The sequence below is a fragment of the Flavobacterium sp. FG19 genome (genome assembly GCF_057809475.1).
In genome coordinates this window covers 18,715-37,752 of the sequence record NZ_JBMDKA010000016.1, presented here as the reverse complement: position 1 = coordinate 37,752, position 19,038 = coordinate 18,715, and the positions used below count along the sequence as shown (strand labels likewise).

The following is a 19,038-nucleotide window of genomic DNA, read 5'->3' as shown; positions in this document are numbered from 1 at the left end:
ATGACCGTAGATTTATTACTAGGATTACAATGGGGAGATGAAGGTAAAGGAAAAATTGTTGACGTTCTTACCTCAAATTATGATATTATTGCACGTTTTCAGGGAGGACCAAATGCAGGACATACACTAGAATTTGACGGAATTAAGCACGTATTAAGAACTATTCCTTCTGGGATTTTTCACAAAGATTCAGTAAACATCATCGGAAATGGAGTTGTAATTGATCCTGTAGTTTTTCAAAAAGAAATTGAAGGTTTAGAAAAATTCAATCTGGATATCAAAAAGAAATTAATTATTTCAAGAAAAGCACATTTAATTTTACCAACACACCGTTTACTTGACGCTGCTTCTGAAGCATCGAAAGGAAAAGCAAAAATTGGTTCTACTCTTAAAGGAATCGGGCCAACTTATATGGACAAAACCGGAAGAAACGGTTTACGTGTCGGAGATATTGAATTAGAAGATTTCAAAGAACGCTACAGAGCTTTAGCTGACAAACATGAAGCTATGATCGCTTTCCATGATGTTGCTATCCAGTACAATCTAGCTGAACTTGAAAAAGAATTCTTCGAAGCTATTGAAGAATTGAAAAAATTAGATTTTATCGACAGTGAAGAATACATGCACCAGGCTCAGAAAGCAGGTAAATCTATTCTTTGTGAAGGAGCTCAGGGATCTTTATTAGATGTTGATTTTGGAACCTATCCTTTCGTTACTTCATCTAACACCACTGCGGCAGGAGCTTGTACAGGTTTAGGAATTGCTCCTAACAAAATCAAAGAAGTGTATGGAATTTTCAAAGCATACGTTACCCGTGTAGGAAGCGGGCCTTTTCCAACAGAGCTTTTTGACGAAGTGGGTGCTACAATGGCAAGAGTTGGTAACGAATTTGGTTCGGTAACAGGAAGACAAAGACGCTGCGGATGGTTAGACTTAGTAGCTTTAAAATATGCGGTTCAGGTTAACGGAGTTACACAATTAATGATGATGAAAGGTGACGTTCTTTCCGGATTTGAAACTCTAAAAGTTTGTACAGAGTACAACTACAAAGGACAAAACATTTCTCACTTCCCTTACAACATCGAACCGGAAAATGTTACGCCGGTTTACAAAGAATTTAAAGGATGGAAACAAGATTTAACTGGATTGACGTCTTATGATCAACTGCCAGTTGAGCTAAAAGAATATATTGAGTTTATTGAAAAAGAAATCGAAGTGCCAATCAAAATTGTATCGGTTGGACCAGACAGAAAACAAACAATAACAAAATAATACATTTAAACGCTCTGATCATCAGAGCGTTTTTTTATACCAATTATTTCATCGATGAAAAATCCAAAAGTTGAAATCAAAGAAACCAAACTATTATCCGATAACTGGTATATCTTAAACCGGGTTACTTTTGATTACCAGAAAGAAAATGGTGTATCTGAAATCCACATGCGTGAAGTTTATGACCGTGGAAATGGTGCCGGGATTTTACTCTACAATTCTACTAAAAAAACAGTTGTTTTAACACGTCAGTTTCGTTTACCTACTTTCCTTAATGGCAACAAAGACGGAATGATGATTGAAGTTTGTGCAGGCCTTCTGGACAAAGACAATCCCGAAACGGCAATCATTCGGGAGACCGAAGAAGAAACCGGTTATCGTATTTCTAAAGTGGAGAAAGTACTGGAAACCTATATGTCACCAGGTGCCGTAACCGAAATCCTGTATCTTTTTGTCGGCGAATACGACGAAAGCATGAAAGTAAGCGAAGGCGGCGGACTTGATGCTGAACAGGAAAATATTGAAGTCCTTGAATATACTTTTGATAAAGCTTATGCTATGATTGAATCCGGCGAAATTACCGATGCTAAAACCATTTTGTTATTACAGCATGCAAAAATTAAAGGTTTGATATAGTTTTTTGAGTATTTTTAAGTGCTAAAAAAAACTATGAAATGCTCAAATTTAAAATTTTACTTTTTCTGTTTTTTCCGTTCCTTTTGTTTTCACAAAATGAAAAAATACAGGTCGAAAAACTAAAACAAGATCTTACTATTTTTAAAGAAATAAGAGAAAAAGCCAATTCCGGACTTTATAAATACCGAACCAAACAACAGATTGACAGCATTTATTCTTGGGCATTTGCACAATTAAACAAGCCTAAAGAATTAATAGATTTCTATAAAATAATCCTTCAAATAACCGACTTTGAAGGAAGCCTGCATAATGACACTACACTTCCTGATGATTTTGAAAAACAATATTCATCAGGAAATATTTTCTTTCCTTATCCTGTTAAACTAATTGAAAATAAACTGATTGTTAATTTTCAAAACAACGAAATTCCTTTGGGTTCTCAAATCCTGAGTATAAATGGAATTAAAACCAAAAAACTACTGTCTTCTCTCTCTAAATATTACACAACTGACGGTTACAATATAACAGGTAAATCAATCGGAATTAACGGCTCGCTTGGTAAATATTTCGAACTAGAATACGGGCAACAAAAGAAATTTACAGTAGAATATTCACTTCCGAATCAGACCAAAAAACTTAAAAAAACTATTTCTGCGGTTTCAAATGAAACACGAAAAGAGAATTTTAAAAAACGTCATTCTCTTCCAATTGACAGTTTACAATACAATCGTGCAAAAGACAAATATTCTTTTAAAGTAATTTCCAGCAATACCGCTTTACTTTCTGTTCACACTTTTGTCATTGGCCGAAATGCCAAACACAAAGAGCATTTGGCGTATAAAAAATACCTGGACAGCTGTTTTCAGTATCTTTCTCAAAATAGCCAAATAAAGAATTTAATCGTGGATGTAAGAAACAACGGCGGCGGAACAGATCCCAACGACATTGTTACTTTTTCTTATCTTACTCAAAAACCGTATCGGGAAAATGCTTCGGCCTTTATAAGTTTTCAGGAAATTCCTTTTTCAGAATATTTAGTTTATGAAGAGACTGACCCACAGAAAAAACAGGAAGAAAAAAATGATTTTGAGGAGGAATTAAAAGAAGAATTTCCTAAAATAAAAAACAATTGTTATTTTCAGGATGAAAAATTTAATCCGTTATTACAGCCGGATATTAATAGCTTTAAAGGACAGGTTTACCTATTAATAAGCCCAAGAATTGCTTCGGCTGGTTCTCTTTTTGCTTCTTTGGTCGCAGGAAATACTAATGCAGTTGTTATTGGCGAAGAAACTATGGGCGGCTATTTTGGACACAACGGCCACACTCCTATTGAATACGAACTGCCCAATACTAAAATTAAAACCCAGTTTTCAATCGTGAATCTGGATCAGGATGTTCCTGAAAAAGCAAACCAGATTTTTGGCAGGGGAATTATTCCAGATCATGAAGTGAAACAGACTTTTGAAGATTTTATAAAAAATAGAGATACACAATTAGAATATACTTTGAAATTAATTCAACAGAAATAAAAATGGACTTTTGGGAAAAATTTGCAGTAAATACTAACGGAACTTTCAAAAAAGGCTATTCATGGCATTCAGATTCTGTTGAAATCGAATATAAAGAATGGAAAATTATTTTTGACAATTATACCCTTTGGTCGGGAAAATACAGTTCTGAAATGACAAGAATTGTTGTTCCCATTGCTTTACAAAATAATTTCAGGTTTGAAATTTACCACGAAGGATTCATCAGGAAAATTGAAAAATGGTTTGGTGCCCAGGATATTGAAATCGGTTATCCGGATTTTGACAAAGCATTTATCATTAAAAGTAATGATACCTTAAAAACCAAAACATTATTATAAAACAAAGAACTTCGAACTCTTATTTTATCTCAAAAAAAGATTAATCTCCAAATTTCAGATCAAAAAGGAATCTGGGAACAAAAACTTCCAGAAAACGAATTTGAGCTTTCATGCTATACTGATGGACAAGTTCAGAATTTAGAATTTTTAAAGCAATTACTCGATCTGTTTAAATTATTACTAGATGGCTTGCAGGAAATAAAGGTTATCATTTAAATGAAAATCCAGCAAACTATTCGAAAAATTATGTAACCTTTTCGGGCTATCTCTTTATAACTTTATTTTCATAAAAAAATATGAGTTATGAAAAAGTTATATTATACAGCAAATATCTTACTAATAGTAGTATTGTTTTTAATGGTTTCCTGCAAAAAAAGCGATACTATAAACCTGACAGAGAACACAGCCGAAAAGCCTAAAAAAACAATTGAGTATAAAAAACCTGCATCGGCCGTTTCATACCAGTTTACCCAAACCAAAGAATGGCTGAAAACTAATGAAGCAGACAGCAGTAAAATGAATATTATATACGCAGTAAACCGAACCGATAAAGCCAATCTTAAAAAACTGGATTCGGTGGTGATTCCAAAAGATTTTAGTGGAGATTTGGTGTATTATCTTCCTTTTCCACTGCATGTATCAGCTTTACAAGAAGTCTCTAAAATCATTATTTTTTCTTATCCTACACAGACTTTTGCCGCTTACGAAAATGGTGAGTTAGTCAGAACCGGACCAACCAATATGGGAAGAAAAAAAGACCCTACGCCAACCGGATTGTTTTTTACCAACTGGAAAGCCGAAAAAACAACCAGTACATTTAATGACGAATGGGAATTAAAATGGAATTTCAACATCGAAAACAAACTCGGAGTAGGTTTCCACCAATATGAATTACCGGGATATCCGGCTTCACATTCCTGCTTAAGATTATTAGAAAAGGATGCTAAATTTCTTTACACATTTGCCGATGAATGGATTTTAAAAGACAAAGAAAATGTAAAAGTTAAGGGAACTCCGGTCGTAGTCTTTGGAAGTTATAATTTTGACGGTCCAAAACCATGGCTGCAGCTGGCCTCTGATCCAAAAGCACTGAACATCTCTGAAAGTGAAATTGAAAACAAAGTAAAACCTTTCATTACGAAGATTTTAGAGAATCAAAAACTAAGAGAAACTGAAAATTCTGATTCTATCTAAAAATATTTTTAAATTTAGATTTTTAATTTTTGCAGATGGAATCTAATTCAAAAAATCTAAGGACTTGTAAAAACGGACATCAATATTATAAAACCAGTGATTGTCCTGTATGCCCAATTTGTGAAAATGAACGAAAACCGGACTCAGGACTTTTATCTGTACTATCTGCTCCTGCAAGACGGGCTTTAGAAAATAAAAATATCCAAACAGTATCTGATTTATCACAATATACAAAAACTGAAATTCTAAGCTGGCATGGCATTGGTTCTTCCTCAATTCCTAAGCTTCAGACCGAATTAGATAAAAACGGATTAGACTTCAAGTCTGATAAAATATCAAATCAAAAAAAGGCATAAGAAACTAAATCTTATGCCTTTTTGATATACTTAAAACTAAAAATTATCTCGAATAATTTGGAGCTTCTTTTGTAATGGTTACGTTATGAGGATGACTTTCCGTGATTCCGCTTGATGTGATTCTCACAAAACGTCCTGTCTCCTGTAAAGTTGGAATATCTTTGGAACCGCAATATCCCATTCCGGCACGAAGACCTCCAATAAACTGAAGCATACTTTCGTTTAATTCTCCTTTATAAGGAACACGCCCTACAATTCCTTCCGGAACTAATTTCTTAACGTCATCTTCAACATCCTGGAAATAACGATCTTTAGAACCTGTCTGCATTGCTTCAACAGATCCCATTCCACGATAAGATTTGAATTTTCTTCCTTCGAAAATAATTGTTTCTCCCGGCGATTCTTTTGTTCCGGCTAATAACGAACCTAACATTACACAGTCAGCACCTGCAGCGATTGCTTTAGGAATATCTCCTGTATAACGAATTCCACCATCGGCAATTACAGGAATTCCTGTTCCTTTGATCGCTGCCGCAACTTCTAAAACTGCTGAGAATTGAGGAAAACCAACACCTGCAACAATACGTGTAGTACAGATAGAACCAGGTCCGATTCCCACTTTTACACCGTCAGCCCCGTTTTCTACTAAATATTTAGCAGCTTCCGGAGTTGCAATGTTTCCAACTATCACATCTATTTGAGGAAATTTTGCTTTTACTTCTTTTAAAGTATTTACCACACCTTCTGTATGTCCGTGTGCTGTATCGATAATAATGGCATCTACTCCTGCATTGACTAAAGCTTCAGCTCTTACAACAGCGTCTCCGGTCACTCCAATAGCAGCAGCCACTCTCAAACGTCCAAAAGAATCTTTATTAGCGATTGGCTTTTGAGTCAGTTTCGTAATATCTCTAAACGTAATTAAACCAACTAATTCGTTTTTAGCATTTACAACCGGTAATTTTTCGATTTTATGACCTTGTAATACTACTTCGGCCTGTTCTAGTGAAGTTCCTTCTGCAACGGTAACCAGATTGGAGCTTGTCATTACTTCTGCAATAGGTCTTGCCCCGTTTTTTTCGAAACGCAAGTCACGGTTAGTTACAATTCCTTTAAGGATTTTGTTTTCGTCAACAATTGGAATACCGCCGATTCCGAATTCTTTCATCGCATTTTTAGCGTCTGCGATAGTAGACGTCATTGGTAAAGTTACCGGATCGATAATCATTCCGGCTTCTGCACGCTTTACTTTTCTAACCTTTGCAGCCTGCTGCTCAATGGTCATATTTTTATGTAAAACACCAATTCCTCCCTCCTGCGCCATAGCGATTGCCATTGCACTTTCGGTTACTGTATCCATAGCAGCAGATACAATTGGAACGTTTAAGGTTATGTTTTTTGAGAATTTTGATTTGATACTCACTTCGCGGGGAAGCACATTCGAGTAGTTAGGTACTAATAATACATCGTCGTAAGTTAAACCTTCGCCGATAATCTTGGAGTTGTGTGCTATCATGGTGCAATTTCTAGTTGAATTGCGTGCAAATATAGTGAATTAATTGCTAACTTGACTACTAACTTATTCATAAATTTAACTTTACAGGAAAAACCTTATGAATTGAAATTTCAATTTTAAACTCCAAATCCTATTTCAAATACTGAAATTTCAGCATGCCATTAAAAAAATATTCTTCTTAGTTTTATCAGAATTCAACTTAAAATTGGAATTTGTTTTTTAAATTTTGGAATTCATTTTTTTATTCTCTGGGATTCTGAAAAACAAAATTAAACCCGAACTGAAAAGCAAGACTATTGGCCTTTGTAATATCCCTGTATTCAAAAACATTATTGACCAAAGCATACATATTTACTTTACCCAGTGTTCCCGAAAACCCTAAACCTACATTGGTATAAGAATAAGGATCAATTGTATAGGTCGCTTTTACATCCAGCTTTTCAAAAATACTGCGTCTGTAAAAAGCAGTCAATGCTGCATAAGGCCCTTTTGGCATAGTCATAACAAACAACTGCGCTCCAACGGCATTTAAATACCTTTTCTGATCCGGAACTTTACAGTTACATTCTCCGTTATATCTGTACTCTCCAAAGGCATACTCCAGTGAAGCATTAAATTTTACCGGACGCCAGGTAGTATACTTATTATAAAGTGTATCTCTTGGAATTGCCTTGTCAAATTCATCAAAGACATTTTCAGGTTCATTGGCGGTGTCAAATTTTGGGTTCACACCATCATAACGGTAAATCCCTTTATAAGTTAAAGTTTCAATATCTTTTGACTGCCTGATAAAACCAACATCCAGTATACTGGCTGTAAACTGCAGATTATCTTTAAAATAATACGTTAGTCCGGCATCAAAGCCCAGACCTAAACTTCCGTTAAAAAAAGTATTATGGGCAATATCTTTTGGAATACTTCCTTCGTATTCATCCTTTGTGAATTTGCCGATACCGGAAGTTTTAAGCTCTAAATTAGAGTCAATTATTTGTGTATACATATTAGTCCCTGTGTCCTGACCTGTATAAATGTATCCTGAATTTTTGGTTGTAACAGCATTGGCACCACTGGAATAGATTTTAGCACGTCCGCCCAAAACCAGTTTTTTGCTTACTTTTTTATGAAATCCTACATGAAAAACCGAAAGCACTTCAGCCCGTAGATTTAAATCAGACAAACTGAAACGTTTCCCTATGTAATTCTGATTTCCGTCAACAGCCAGAGTGGCAATGTCTTTAGGAAAGTACATCAAGAAATCAAATTCCTGATAAGCCCCAAACGAAACGTAAGACTGGCTTTCCTTTCCTCCTGTCCTGAATCCTCCGGAAAATATCTCCAGCTGCTGGTTGACCTGAGTTTTATCTCTGGCACCAGACTGGGCGATTATATTTCGGACTTTATCATTAAAATCAACACCGTTATCAGCAAACAAATCATAAGCAGAGAAACTGCTTGATCCCATATTAACTGAAACACCCGATAAAAGGGGAACACCAAAATAATATTTATAAGAAACATCAGCACCCGGATTAACCAGTGATGCCTGAGGAACAGCTGTAAAATTATAAAGGACAGGTTTATTTTGAGCAAAAGAGAAAAACTGTCCGGTCAGCATTAAAATCAGAACGGCCTTTTTCATTGTACTCTCATATAAACGGTGGCACCTGATTTCAGTTTTAAATTTCCTGAAAGAGCTTCTGATCCTGAATTGGCTGCTGCTGTTACAACGAACTCAACCTTCATTGTTCTTTTCAGTAAATCGAGACGTTCGCCTTCAAAAATTTCTGCGGGGTATTTGATAATATTGGAGCCTCCGGTATATTGGGGAACTTGTAAAGAAATGGTTTCCAAAGGCTGATTGTCGATATCCAAAAGGATCATCTCAATTTCAAAAGCCCTGTTTATCGTATTATTAATTTCAAAACTGAATTCTGCCTTAATAAGATGATCGGTAAAAAATTTGTTTTTAAAAACATCAAACTCTTCCACATCAGGCGGAATCTGATATCCCTGCCCGTCATCTTCAATCTGATCGGCTGAAATATCGAAATAAGCGAGGTTGGCCACAAAAACGGGTTCTAACTTAAAATCATCTGCCTGGTCAAAATCTAAATTACTCGAACAGGAAAGAAATAAAACGATGAAACAAAACAGGGGAAAGATTTTAAGTAAATGATTTTTCATGGCACATAAGTTAAAAAATTTGTAACGTTTTTCTTTATTAAATATTGCCCTGACAAATAAATTATCTCAACTAGCTGTCAATGAAATTTCCCAAACAATTTCGAAGCTTCATTATAAGCACTTTCAAAACTCAAAGAATTCAGTCCTGTCACTTTTTTATTGGCTGTAAAATAGGAAACCAGTTTTTCTGTAGGCATATTTCCCGTTAGTTTATCTGTTGCCATCGGACAGCCGCCAAATCCCTGAATCGCTCCGTCAAAACGAGTACAGCCCGCTTTTGCCGCTGCATCGATTTTTTCGAACCAGCTGTTGGGTGTGGTATGCAGATGAGCCCCAAACTCGATTTCAGGGTACTTCGGAATCAAATTCGAGAACAGATAGGTAATAACTTCAGGCGTAGAACTTCCTACCGTATCTGAAAGAGATAAGATTTTTACGCCCATTCCTGCCAGTTTTTCAGTCCATTCAGCCACAATCTCAACATTCCACGGATCTCCGTACGGATTTCCAAAACCCATTGAGAGATACGTTACTACCTCTTTCTTTTTTTGGTCTGCTATTTCAAGAATCTGGTCAAGGGTTACTAAAGATTCAGCAATTGTTTTATGGGTATTACGCATCTGAAAATTTTCGGATATCGAAAAAGGAAAACCCAGATACTGAATAGCCTCATGCTCTGAGGCCTGAGCAGCTCCCTGTGTATTGGCAATGATCGAAAGTAATTTACTGCTGGTTTGCGATAAATCTAACTGTGCCAGAACCTCAGCGGTATCCTGCATCTGCGGAATAGCCTTTGGCGACACAAAACTTCCAAAGTCAATAGTATCAAACCCTACACGAAGTAAAGCCTGTATATAGGTAACTTTATTTTTGGTGGGAATAAAAGTTTTGATACCCTGCATGGCATCCCTTGGACATTCGATAATCTTGATCTCTTTATTCAAAGCGTACTCTTTTGTAGTAGCTAAGTTAGTTTCTTTTTTAAAGAAATAAAAATTAAGTCTTTCTTCAATTTGTATTTTTTACCTGATCAGCAGAATAAACCTGTTTAATTTCAAAACCTGACAATATATTTTAAAACAACTTCTTTCATAGGTATTACCTAAAATCGTAATAGCTCAAAAAATTACCAAAAAATGTAATATATTTAATTATTACCAAAATACGTAATACACAAAATTATTCCTTATATTTGTAATACAATTTTGATTATTTTTTAATTATATTTGAGAGATATGACCAGCGTAATTACAGGAGACATTATTGGTTCAAGACAGCATGAGTCAAAACATTGGGTCGAAGATTTGAAAAAAATCCTCAGTACACTTGGTAAAACCCCGCACGACTGGGAGATTTACCGTGGAGACGAATTTCAAATCGAAATCCCGAATCCGGAAGAGGCTTTACTAGCAGCTGTTTTAATTAAAGCCCGTTTAAGAGCCGTAAAGTCTGATGCACGAATGAGTATTGGTTTTGGCAGTAAAACACATAATGCCGAAAAAATTTCTGAAAGCAATGGAACTGCATTCATTAATTCAGGCGAACAATTTGAAACTTTAAAAAAGCAAAAGGTAACACTGGCACTGCGGACAGCAGATCCTGTTTTTGATGAAAAACTGAATTTGATGCTTCAGCTGGCTTTGACTTTTATGGACAGCTGGCTGGTACAATCGGCAGGGTTTGTAACAGCAGCCATAGAAAACCCATCGCTTTCACAGGAAGAACTGGGACAAAAATTAGGTATTAATCAGGCTGCTGTGAGCCGCAGGCAAAAGCGGGCACAATTTGACCTGGTCATGAATTTAGATCGTTATTTTAGAACACAAATAAAACAACTCCATATTCCATGATTTTATTTATAAAACTGTTTCTGGCACATTTATTAGGTGATTTTATCTGGCAGCCCAATTCATGGGTCGCTGATAAAGAAAGAAAAAAGTACAAAAGTATTTATCTGTATGTTCATATTGTACTCCATGGACTTTTGGCTGCTCTTCTTGCCGCAGAAATACGTTTTATTCCTTATGCTGTTTTCATTGCCGTAACACACGGTATAATCGATTTAACCAAACTTAATTTCCAGAAAAAGAAAACAAAACGCAGCTGGTTTATCGCTGATCAGGCCGCACATGCCTTACTTATAATGGGTGTTGTATTGTGGTATGAAAATAAAAGCATTCCTGCCTTCTGGCTTGATAATAGTTTCTGGATACTGATTACCGGAATTTTACTGATCACGAAACCTGCTTCAATCCTTATCAAAATCATCATTTCAATATGGGCGCCAGAAAGCCAGAACAGCCATCAGGATAATTCTCTGATAGCTGCCGGAAATTATATTGGTATTTTAGAACGCTTATTTGTTTTCGGATTTATTTTAACCGGGCATTTTGAAGCCATTGGATTTCTGCTGGCCGCCAAATCTATTTTCAGATTTGGGGATTTAAAAGAAGCCAAGGACCGAAAACTGACCGAATATGTTTTAATTGGTACTTTAATCAGTTTCGGAATTGCTGTTCTGACCGGATTAGCCGTTCAGCTGCTTTTGTTACAACTGCCTTAAAACTTTTTTATTGATCGCTTTTATCAAAGCCGGGCCTTCGTAGATAAAACCTGTATATAATTGCACCAGACTTGCTCCCGCATTTAGTTTTTCGATGGCATCCTCGGCAGAATGAATTCCTCCCACTCCAATAATCGGGAAAGCTTTATTGCTTTTTTCAGAAAGAAAACGGATTACTTCTGTAGAACGTTTAGTTAGAGGTCTTCCGGATAATCCTCCGGTTTCAGACTGATTTCCGGACTGAAGTCCGTCTCTTGAAATAGTAGTATTCGTCGCAATGACACCTGCTATCTGCGTTGTTTTTACAATATCAATAATATCCAGTAACTGCTCATCGGTAAGATCCGGAGCAATTTTTAAAAGAATTGGTTTTACTTTGTGAGTGCTTGTTTTTTGCTTTTCAACATTTCTGTTCTGCAAAGTCTGCAATAAAGCTGTTAAAGGTTCTTTATCCTGAAGCGCTCTTAAATTTGGTGTGTTAGGAGAACTCACATTCACCACAAAATAATCTACATGATCAAACAATGTATCAAAACAAATAATATAATCATCTACTGCATTTTCGTTTGGCGTTACTTTGTTTTTTCCAATATTTCCGCCAATCAAAACTCCTGAATTCTTTTTTAAACGTTCTACCGCTTCCAGAACTCCGCCGTTATTAAACCCCATTCGGTTAATAATCGCCTGATCTTCTTTTAAACGGAATAAACGCTTTTTAGGGTTTCCTTCCTGACCTACCGGTGTTACTGTTCCAATCTCAATAAACCCAAAACCAAAATCAGAAAGTTCTTTATAGAGTTTGGCATCTTTATCAAATCCTGCGGCTAATCCAACCGGATTTTTGAATTTAATTCCAAAAACTTCTCTTTCTAAACGACTGTCTTTTACTTCGTAGATCGCTCTTATAATTGATGAAACTCCCGGGATTTTGGAAATAAATTTAACAAATGAAAAAGTAAAGTAATGCACTTCTTCAGGATCAAACCAAAAAAGTATCGGGCGAATTATCAATTTATACATGAGTGTGTGTTGTTTTTTTTTCGGATGCAAATTTAAATATTATAGTTTAAAAAGGTGTGCTTTTCCAGAAACAAATAATTTGAATTTTGTTCGATTCTTCAAAATTTCTTTAAAACAATACGAAAGCAAAAACAGTTCTTTTTTTAGAACCATGTTCAAAAAACTACTTTTTCATGTTGCAAATTATAATATGAAACCAGTTCCTGCCTTATCCAAAGACCCTTTATTTTCTTTATTGTATAATTTTGAGTGATTTAAAAACTTGTTATTGTTTTTTCATTTCAAAATTAACACGCTATGCAGAGTGAAACGAAAACAAGAATTACCAGCAATTTTAGAAAAAGCCCCCATCTTCTCTTGCCCTTTTTCTATTTAAGCTGTTTCTCCGGGATTACAGCTCAGGAAAGTGAAGAAAAAAGCTTCCATCCGCATCATCAAATCGGACTTTCTATAAATCATATGCATGTTTTTGAAGGCCGTGATGACGAAGGGAACCGGGAAGTTTTGAGCCTTCCCGCGTGGGGTCTTGATTATACTTTTCAGTTTCATAAAAATTGGGCAATAGGATTTCATACCGATTTTATTATCGAAAAATTTAAAGTTGAAAAAAATCTTGCCGGCGGAGAAGACAAAGAAACAGTAGAACGAAGTTATCCCATTGCTCCTGCTTTAATGGGAATCTATAAACCAAATGAGCATTGGAGTTTTCTATTAGGTTTTGGAGGCGAATTTGCCAAAGAAGAAGATTTCTTTCTTACCCGTGCCGGTGTAGAATATGGCTATGAACTGCCAAAAGACTGGGAAATTTTTGGTACTGTCAGTTATGATTTTAAATGGAATGCTTACGATAGCTGGGGAATTGGTTTAGGAATAGCCAAAAACTTCGGAGGAAAATAAGATTTTAGAATCAAATAAAACTATACAATCTGTATGCCTATGTTTAGCAAAAAAAACAAAATACATACGTTGAAAATCTTTCTTTGCACCGGAATCTTTTTTATGGGTTTAAAAGGAATTTCACAAGAAGAAAAAGACACTTCAAAGGTAATGACTGTCCGATACGGAGACAAAGGTTTTGAACTGCGAACGAAAGACGATAAATTTCTATTTCAATTGCACAGCAGATTACAATTTCGTTTTTCTACACCTTACGATACTGATCCTCTCACTTATGACGATTACAGTCAGGATGCCAAAACTACTTTCAAAATAAACCGTGCCAGATTAAAAATTGGCGGTCATGCTTTTGAACCCTGGCTGAAATATTATTGGGAATATGAATTAAGTCAATCCAATTTACTTGATTTTAGACTAATGATCGAAAAATGGGATTGGCTGAGTTTTAAAGTCGGACAATGGAAAACAGAATTTACCCGGGAACGCTTTATCAGCAGTGGTGAACAGCAAATGGTAGAAAGATCTCTTATCAACAGACCTTTTACGGTTGACAGACAATTAGGAGCTGAAGTTTACGGTCATTTAAAAGGAAAAGGTATTGCCGATTTTAATTATTGGTTTGCTGCTTTAACCGGAACCGGACGCGGAAGCACGTCTAATGACGATAATAATCTTATGTATTTTGGAAGAGCCCAATGGAATTTTCTCGGAAGATTTCTTGATTTTGAAGGCTGTGATTTAGAATTTCATGAAAAACCAACACCAATTATAGCTTTTTCTGCCATAACCAACAGAAGCCCTTACACACGTTTTTCTCAAGCCGGAGGAGGTTCTTTAGACGGTTTTGAAGATGGTTTGCCTGGTCAGTACAGAGTGAATCAATGGAATCTGGAAACTGCTTTTATGTATCGCGGTTTTTCCTGGCAGAGCGAATGGCATACCAAAGAAATTATTGATAAATACAATAATAATGATATGACCGTAATGAAAGGTTATTATGTTCAGGCTGGCTATTTTTTTCATCATGTTTTTCACTGGTGGCCGAAACATCTCGAAATGGCGGCGAGACATGCCGCTTACAGACCTGACAATAGTTTACGGCAAAACTTACAGGATGAAACTACTATAGCTTTCAACTGGTTTTTCAAAGGACATAAAAACAAACTGACTTCTGAATTCAGTTATTTCAGTTTTCAGGATAAAACACTTCCGTTAGAACAAGGATGGCGTTTTAGAATCCAATGGGATATTTCACTGTAATTCAACAAAATAAGCTTCTGTTTTTAAAATAGAAAGTCTTTTTTTTAATAACTTTAACTGACCTAAAATCCTGAAAATGAAAAATATAAAAAAAACAATACGAAAAGTGACCTTGATATGCCTGGCGACATCCTTTTGTTTGATTTCTATTGACAGTTTAGCACAACGCCGTGCAGGCGGAGGCGCAGCTCACAGGACAGGCGGCGGACAGGCAAGACCCGCTCACCAGTCAAGACCGGCAGCATCCAGACCAGCCGCAAATAAACCAGCCGTGACAAGACCAGGTTCTAACGGATCCGGAACTAAAGTGACCCGACCTGCTAATTCTAACAACAAATCGGCAAGACCGGCGGTGACAAATAATAATAACCGAAATTCCAATACGGTAAACAGAAACAGAACCGGAAACAGAAATACCAATATTAGTGGTAACACAGTTAACCGAAACCGAAATAACGTGAATATTAACGTCAATAACAGCGTACATGTTCGCAATAACCGAAACACAGTTGTCAGACCCGGCCCAAGACCTTATGTACGCCCGCCTTATGTATATGGCGGTTACCGATACAACTGCTATCATCCGTATTATCCTCGTCCTTATGTCCCTTTTTATTGGGGACCTGTATGGCATCCATGGGGATTCTTTGTGGCGACTCTGGCTGTTACGGCAATTGTTGTCAGCGTCGAAAGTACGCAGTATCATTACGATCAGGGAGTTTGGTATACCTCTACCAGTGGCGGCTATACTGCAGTTCCTGCACCTGTAGGCGGTACAGTTAATAATATTCCTGGAGGAGCCGAAACAGTTAATACCGGAACAGTCAATAATTATTATTACGGAGGAACTTATTATGAAAAAGACGGCGGAAAATATACCGTTGTTGCTCCAACAGCCGGAACTATAGTTGAGAATTTACCTGAAGGCGGTGAAGAAGTAACTATAGGGGATGCCAAATATGTAAAATTTGGGGAAACCTATTATCAGCCCGTAAAAATTGACGGTAAAGATAAATATGAAGTTGTTCAGGTAGAAAAAGAAAGTTAATTTTATTAATTCTATAAAATTACTATACTAATAAAAGTTATTTTTTATACTTTTACCTCGCTATTAACCACCATTACCTGCTAAAAATCATTACAATGAAAAATAAAACCTTTTGGCTTTTCGCAATATTAACCGTATCTATTATTTCAATCACTTATGGCGTAACCAGATTAATTGCTCCAAAAGAAAAAGCAACAGACACGGCTATGGATTGCTATGAAATTCCAAACGCTTCTGAAGCATCTGCTTTTAAACCTACTATAGAAAACAAAAACAAACCCGCAGGCAAAGCTCCAAAAGGAATGGTATGGATTCCGGGAGGAGAATTCTCCATGGGAAGCAATGTCGAAGACGAAAGTTTGTGCAGCCTGAAAGGAGTTACAAAAGATGCCGCCCCCGTTCATCGCGTTTATGTTGACGGTTTTTATATGGATGCTACCGAAGTGACAAACGAAGAATATGAAAAATTCGTAAAAGCAACAGGCTACATAACAGTTGCAGAGCAAAAACCTACAAAGGAAGAATTTCCAACGGCTGCTGAAGAGGATTTAATTACAGGATCGGTAATATTTACACCTACTCCATCGGCGGTTAACTTAAATAACTTTTTGCAGTGGTGGTCATATGTAGGCGGAACAGACTGGAAACATCCGCTGGGCCCTCAAAGTTCGATAAAAGGAAAAGAAAAATATCCCGTTGTCCATATTACTTATGAAGATGCAGCAGCTTACGCCAAATGGGCTGGAAAAAGACTTCCTACTGAAGCAGAATGGGAATTTGCAGCCAGAGGCGGCAAAACCGGAGAAATTTATGCCTGGGGGAATGTCTTAAAACCAAACGGAAAATTTCAGGCTAATATTTATCAGGGGCACTTTCCTATTAAAGACGGAGATACCGGAGAAGATGGCTTTAAAGGTATTGCTCCCGTAGCACAATATCCGCCAAATGCTTATGGTTTGTATGACGTAGCCGGAAATGTATGGGAATGGACAAATGACTGGTATAGTACCGATTATTATAAATCCTTAAGTGAAAGCGGAAAAACAGCCCGAAATCCTCAGGGTCCAAATGCCTATTATGATCCTAACGATCCGACACAAATCAAACGTGTTCACAGAGGCGGGTCTTTTCTGTGTACAGATCAGTACTGTACCCGCTATATGGTAGGAACCAGAGGAAAAGGCGAAATCAGATCAGCAGCCAACCATCTCGGTTTTAGATGTGTCAAAAGCATTTAGCTCTAAAATACAGCAGTAAAAGGATTCTCCAAACAGAATCCTTTTTTTATTTTTTGAAGATAAATCCACAGAATATGCCAGCTAAAAAAAATGTCTATATTTGCTAAAAATAAAAAGAAATGCAACATATCATAGATCGTTTTATCAGTTATGTAACAATTGACACTGAATCGGATCCAAATTCGCAAACAACCCCAAGTACAGAAAAACAATGGAATCTTGCTAATAAATTAGTCGAAGAACTAAAAGCAATTGGTTTGGCAGACATAACTATAGACAACAAAGCCTATATCATGGCAACTCTGCCCTCTAATGTTGAACATGAGGTACCTACAATTGGTTTTATTTCCCATTTTGATACTTCTCCGGATTTCAGCGGAGCAAATGTAAAACCTCAGATTATCGAAAATTACGACGGAAAAGACATTGTTTTAAATGCTGAAAAAAACATCATTCTTTCTCCTGATTATTTTAAAGATCTGTTATTATACAAAGGACAAACCATTATTACCACAGATGGTACTACATTATTAGGTGCCGATGATAAAGCCGGAATTACAGAAATTGTTTCGGCAATGGAATACTTGATCCAGCATCCGGAAATCAAACACGGAAAAATCAGGATTGGTTTTACTCCTGATGAAGAAATCGGCCGCGGGGCGCATCATTTTGATGTTGAAAAATTTGGCGCTCAATGGGCTTATACGATGGACGGAAGCCAGATTGGCGAATTAGAATATGAAAATTTTAATGCTGCCGGAGCCAAAATTACTTTTAAAGGTAAAAGTGTTCATCCCGGTTATGCCAAAGGAAAAATGATCAACTCGGTGCTTTTGGCAAACGAGTTTATCAACGAACTTCCAAAAGGAGAAACACCTCAGGAAACAAGAGGTTATGAAGGTTTTTTTCATGTTCATCATATTAAAGGAAGCATTGAAGAAACCGTTTTAGAATTAATTATCCGTGACCATAACAAGAAAAAATTCGAAAAACGAAAAGAACTGATTACCAGAATTGCTAAAAAGTTCAATAAAAAATTCGCGAAGAAATTCGGAGAAGATATTGTAATTGCTGAAATTAAAGACCAGTATTACAATATGAAAGAAAAAGTACTTCCGGTGAAACATATAGTCGATATTGCTGAAAAAGCAATGCGCGAACTAAACATAAAGCCGATTATCAAACCAATACGAGGCGGAACAGACGGATCCCAGCTGTCTTTTATGGGATTACCATGCCCAAATATTTTTGCGGGCGGACATAATTTTCATGGAAAATACGAATATGTGCCGGCTGAAAGTATTCAGAAAGCAACGGATGTAATTGTAAAAATTGCTGAACTGACTGCAATTCCGGGAATTTTTGATGTACCTGAAAAAACTAAAAAAAGAAAATAATCATTACAATGTCTGACAAAAAACACGTTTGGGACAAAATGAATCAGTGGGAAGAAGAAATTCTGCTTCTTAAATCAATTATTGAAAAAACTGAATTAATTGAAACTGTAAAATGGGGAGCTCCTGTGTATGTTTTCAATAAAAAAAATGTCATTGGTCTGGGCGGTTTTAAAGATTATTTTACCATTTGGTTTTACAATGGTGTTTTCTTAAAAGACGAAAAGAAAAAACTAATCAATGCGCAGGAAGAAGTAACAAAATCACTGCGTCAATGGCGTTTTAAATCAAAAGAAGAAATAAACGAAAAAGATATTTTAGAATACGTTCACGAAGCGATTGAAAACGAAAAGCAGGGAAAAGTCATCAAACCTTCCAAAAAAGAAACCATCATTTCAGAACTGCTTAATAAAGAAATGGAACAAAATCCTGCTCTAAAAGAGGCTTTTGAGAATTTCAAGCCTTACAAACAATATGAGTTTTTAGAATATATCGAATCAGCTAAACAGGAAAAAACCAAACTCACCAGAATTGAGAAAGTGGTTCCGATGATTTTAGCAAATGTGGGACTGAATGACAAATACCGTTAG

The 19,038-nt window shown here is 36.3% G+C and carries 19 protein-coding genes; 14 read left to right on the top strand and 5 right to left on the bottom strand.

Annotated features, from left to right (window positions below):
- From ACODST_RS16405 to ACODST_RS16380, 6 genes are all read left to right on the top strand, one after another.
- Positions 1-1,272: an adenylosuccinate synthase gene (locus ACODST_RS16405; protein WP_488933183.1), complete on the top strand. Its 1,272-nt coding sequence runs from the start codon at positions 1-3 to the stop codon at positions 1,270-1,272.
- A 54-nt stretch (positions 1,273-1,326) separates the two neighbouring features.
- Entirely contained in the window at positions 1,327-1,908 is a 582-nt protein-coding gene (locus ACODST_RS16400; protein ID WP_488933182.1) for an NUDIX domain-containing protein, read from the top strand.
- A gap of 38 nt (positions 1,909-1,946) precedes the next feature.
- Entirely contained in the window at positions 1,947-3,440 is a 1,494-nt protein-coding gene (locus ACODST_RS16395) for a S41 family peptidase (RefSeq protein WP_488933181.1), read from the top strand.
- A 2-nt stretch (positions 3,441-3,442) separates the two neighbouring features.
- Positions 3,443-3,778, top strand: coding sequence for a hypothetical protein (locus tag ACODST_RS16390; protein ID WP_488933180.1), 336 nt, complete (start codon positions 3,443-3,445; stop codon positions 3,776-3,778).
- A 303-nt stretch (positions 3,779-4,081) separates the two neighbouring features.
- On the top strand, positions 4,082-4,972 hold the full coding sequence (locus ACODST_RS16385) for a L,D-transpeptidase (RefSeq protein ID WP_488933179.1): 891 nt from the start codon (positions 4,082-4,084) through the stop codon (positions 4,970-4,972).
- A 35-nt stretch (positions 4,973-5,007) separates the two neighbouring features.
- Positions 5,008-5,328 (top strand): RNA polymerase alpha subunit C-terminal domain-containing protein, encoded by a 321-nt coding sequence (locus tag ACODST_RS16380; RefSeq protein ID WP_488933178.1) that lies wholly within the window; start codon positions 5,008-5,010, stop codon positions 5,326-5,328.
- Positions 5,329-5,371: 43 nt separating this feature from the next.
- Here the strand turns inward: ACODST_RS16380 and guaB are convergent, their stop codons facing one another.
- From guaB to ACODST_RS16360, 4 genes are all read right to left on the bottom strand, one after another.
- Positions 5,372-6,844, bottom strand: a complete 1,473-nt coding sequence (gene guaB, locus ACODST_RS16375) for an IMP dehydrogenase (protein WP_488933177.1) — start codon at positions 6,842-6,844, stop codon at positions 5,372-5,374.
- 241 nt (positions 6,845-7,085) lie between these two features.
- Positions 7,086-8,483: a DUF5723 family protein gene (locus ACODST_RS16370; protein WP_488933176.1), complete on the bottom strand. Its 1,398-nt coding sequence runs from the start codon at positions 8,481-8,483 to the stop codon at positions 7,086-7,088.
- The gene (locus ACODST_RS16365; RefSeq protein WP_488933175.1) at positions 8,480-9,028 is read right to left on the bottom strand and encodes a hypothetical protein; all 549 of its coding nucleotides are present in this window, start codon (positions 9,026-9,028) and stop codon (positions 8,480-8,482) included. Before ACODST_RS16365 ends, ACODST_RS16370 begins: the two co-directional genes overlap by 4 nt.
- Positions 9,029-9,105: 77 nt before the next feature.
- Positions 9,106-9,972: a hydroxymethylglutaryl-CoA lyase gene (locus tag ACODST_RS16360; protein WP_488933174.1), complete on the bottom strand. Its 867-nt coding sequence runs from the start codon at positions 9,970-9,972 to the stop codon at positions 9,106-9,108.
- Between the two features lie 291 nt (positions 9,973-10,263).
- Between ACODST_RS16360 and ACODST_RS16355 the strand changes: the two genes are divergently transcribed.
- Entirely contained in the window at positions 10,264-10,878 is a 615-nt protein-coding gene (locus tag ACODST_RS16355; RefSeq protein WP_488933173.1) for a hypothetical protein, read from the top strand.
- The gene (locus tag ACODST_RS16350; protein ID WP_488933172.1) at positions 10,875-11,591 is read left to right on the top strand and encodes a DUF3307 domain-containing protein; all 717 of its coding nucleotides are present in this window, start codon (positions 10,875-10,877) and stop codon (positions 11,589-11,591) included. The genes ACODST_RS16355 and ACODST_RS16350 overlap by 4 nt, the downstream gene beginning before the upstream one ends.
- Here ACODST_RS16350 and ACODST_RS16345 read toward each other — a convergent pair.
- Positions 11,577-12,611: a quinone-dependent dihydroorotate dehydrogenase gene (locus ACODST_RS16345; RefSeq protein WP_488933171.1), complete on the bottom strand. Its 1,035-nt coding sequence runs from the start codon at positions 12,609-12,611 to the stop codon at positions 11,577-11,579. The two genes, ACODST_RS16350 and ACODST_RS16345, sit on opposite strands and share 15 nt — an antisense overlap.
- Positions 12,612-12,908: 297 nt before the next feature.
- On the opposite strand from ACODST_RS16345, the gene ACODST_RS16340 reads away from it, so the two are divergent.
- The 6 genes from ACODST_RS16340 (at position 12,909) to ACODST_RS16315 (ending at position 19,038) form a co-directional block, all read left to right on the top strand.
- Positions 12,909-13,508, top strand: coding sequence for a hypothetical protein (locus tag ACODST_RS16340; protein WP_488933170.1), 600 nt, complete (start codon positions 12,909-12,911; stop codon positions 13,506-13,508).
- 102 nt (positions 13,509-13,610) lie between these two features.
- Positions 13,611-14,768 (top strand): OprO/OprP family phosphate-selective porin, encoded by a 1,158-nt coding sequence (locus tag ACODST_RS16335; RefSeq protein WP_488933169.1) that lies wholly within the window; start codon positions 13,611-13,613, stop codon positions 14,766-14,768.
- Positions 14,769-14,844: 76 nt separating this feature from the next.
- A complete protein-coding gene (locus ACODST_RS16330; RefSeq protein WP_488933168.1) occupies positions 14,845-15,816 on the top strand; it encodes a DUF6515 family protein in 972 nt (323 codons plus the stop codon).
- 95 nt (positions 15,817-15,911) lie between these two features.
- Entirely contained in the window at positions 15,912-17,054 is a 1,143-nt protein-coding gene (locus tag ACODST_RS16325; protein ID WP_488933167.1) for a formylglycine-generating enzyme family protein, read from the top strand.
- A 119-nt stretch (positions 17,055-17,173) separates the two neighbouring features.
- The gene (gene pepT, locus ACODST_RS16320) at positions 17,174-18,451 is read left to right on the top strand and encodes a peptidase T (RefSeq protein WP_488933166.1); all 1,278 of its coding nucleotides are present in this window, start codon (positions 17,174-17,176) and stop codon (positions 18,449-18,451) included.
- A gap of 8 nt (positions 18,452-18,459) precedes the next feature.
- Positions 18,460-19,038 carry a YdeI/OmpD-associated family protein gene (locus tag ACODST_RS16315; protein WP_488933165.1) on the top strand — a complete coding sequence of 193 codons (579 nt, stop codon included), beginning with the start codon at positions 18,460-18,462 and terminating at the stop codon, positions 19,036-19,038.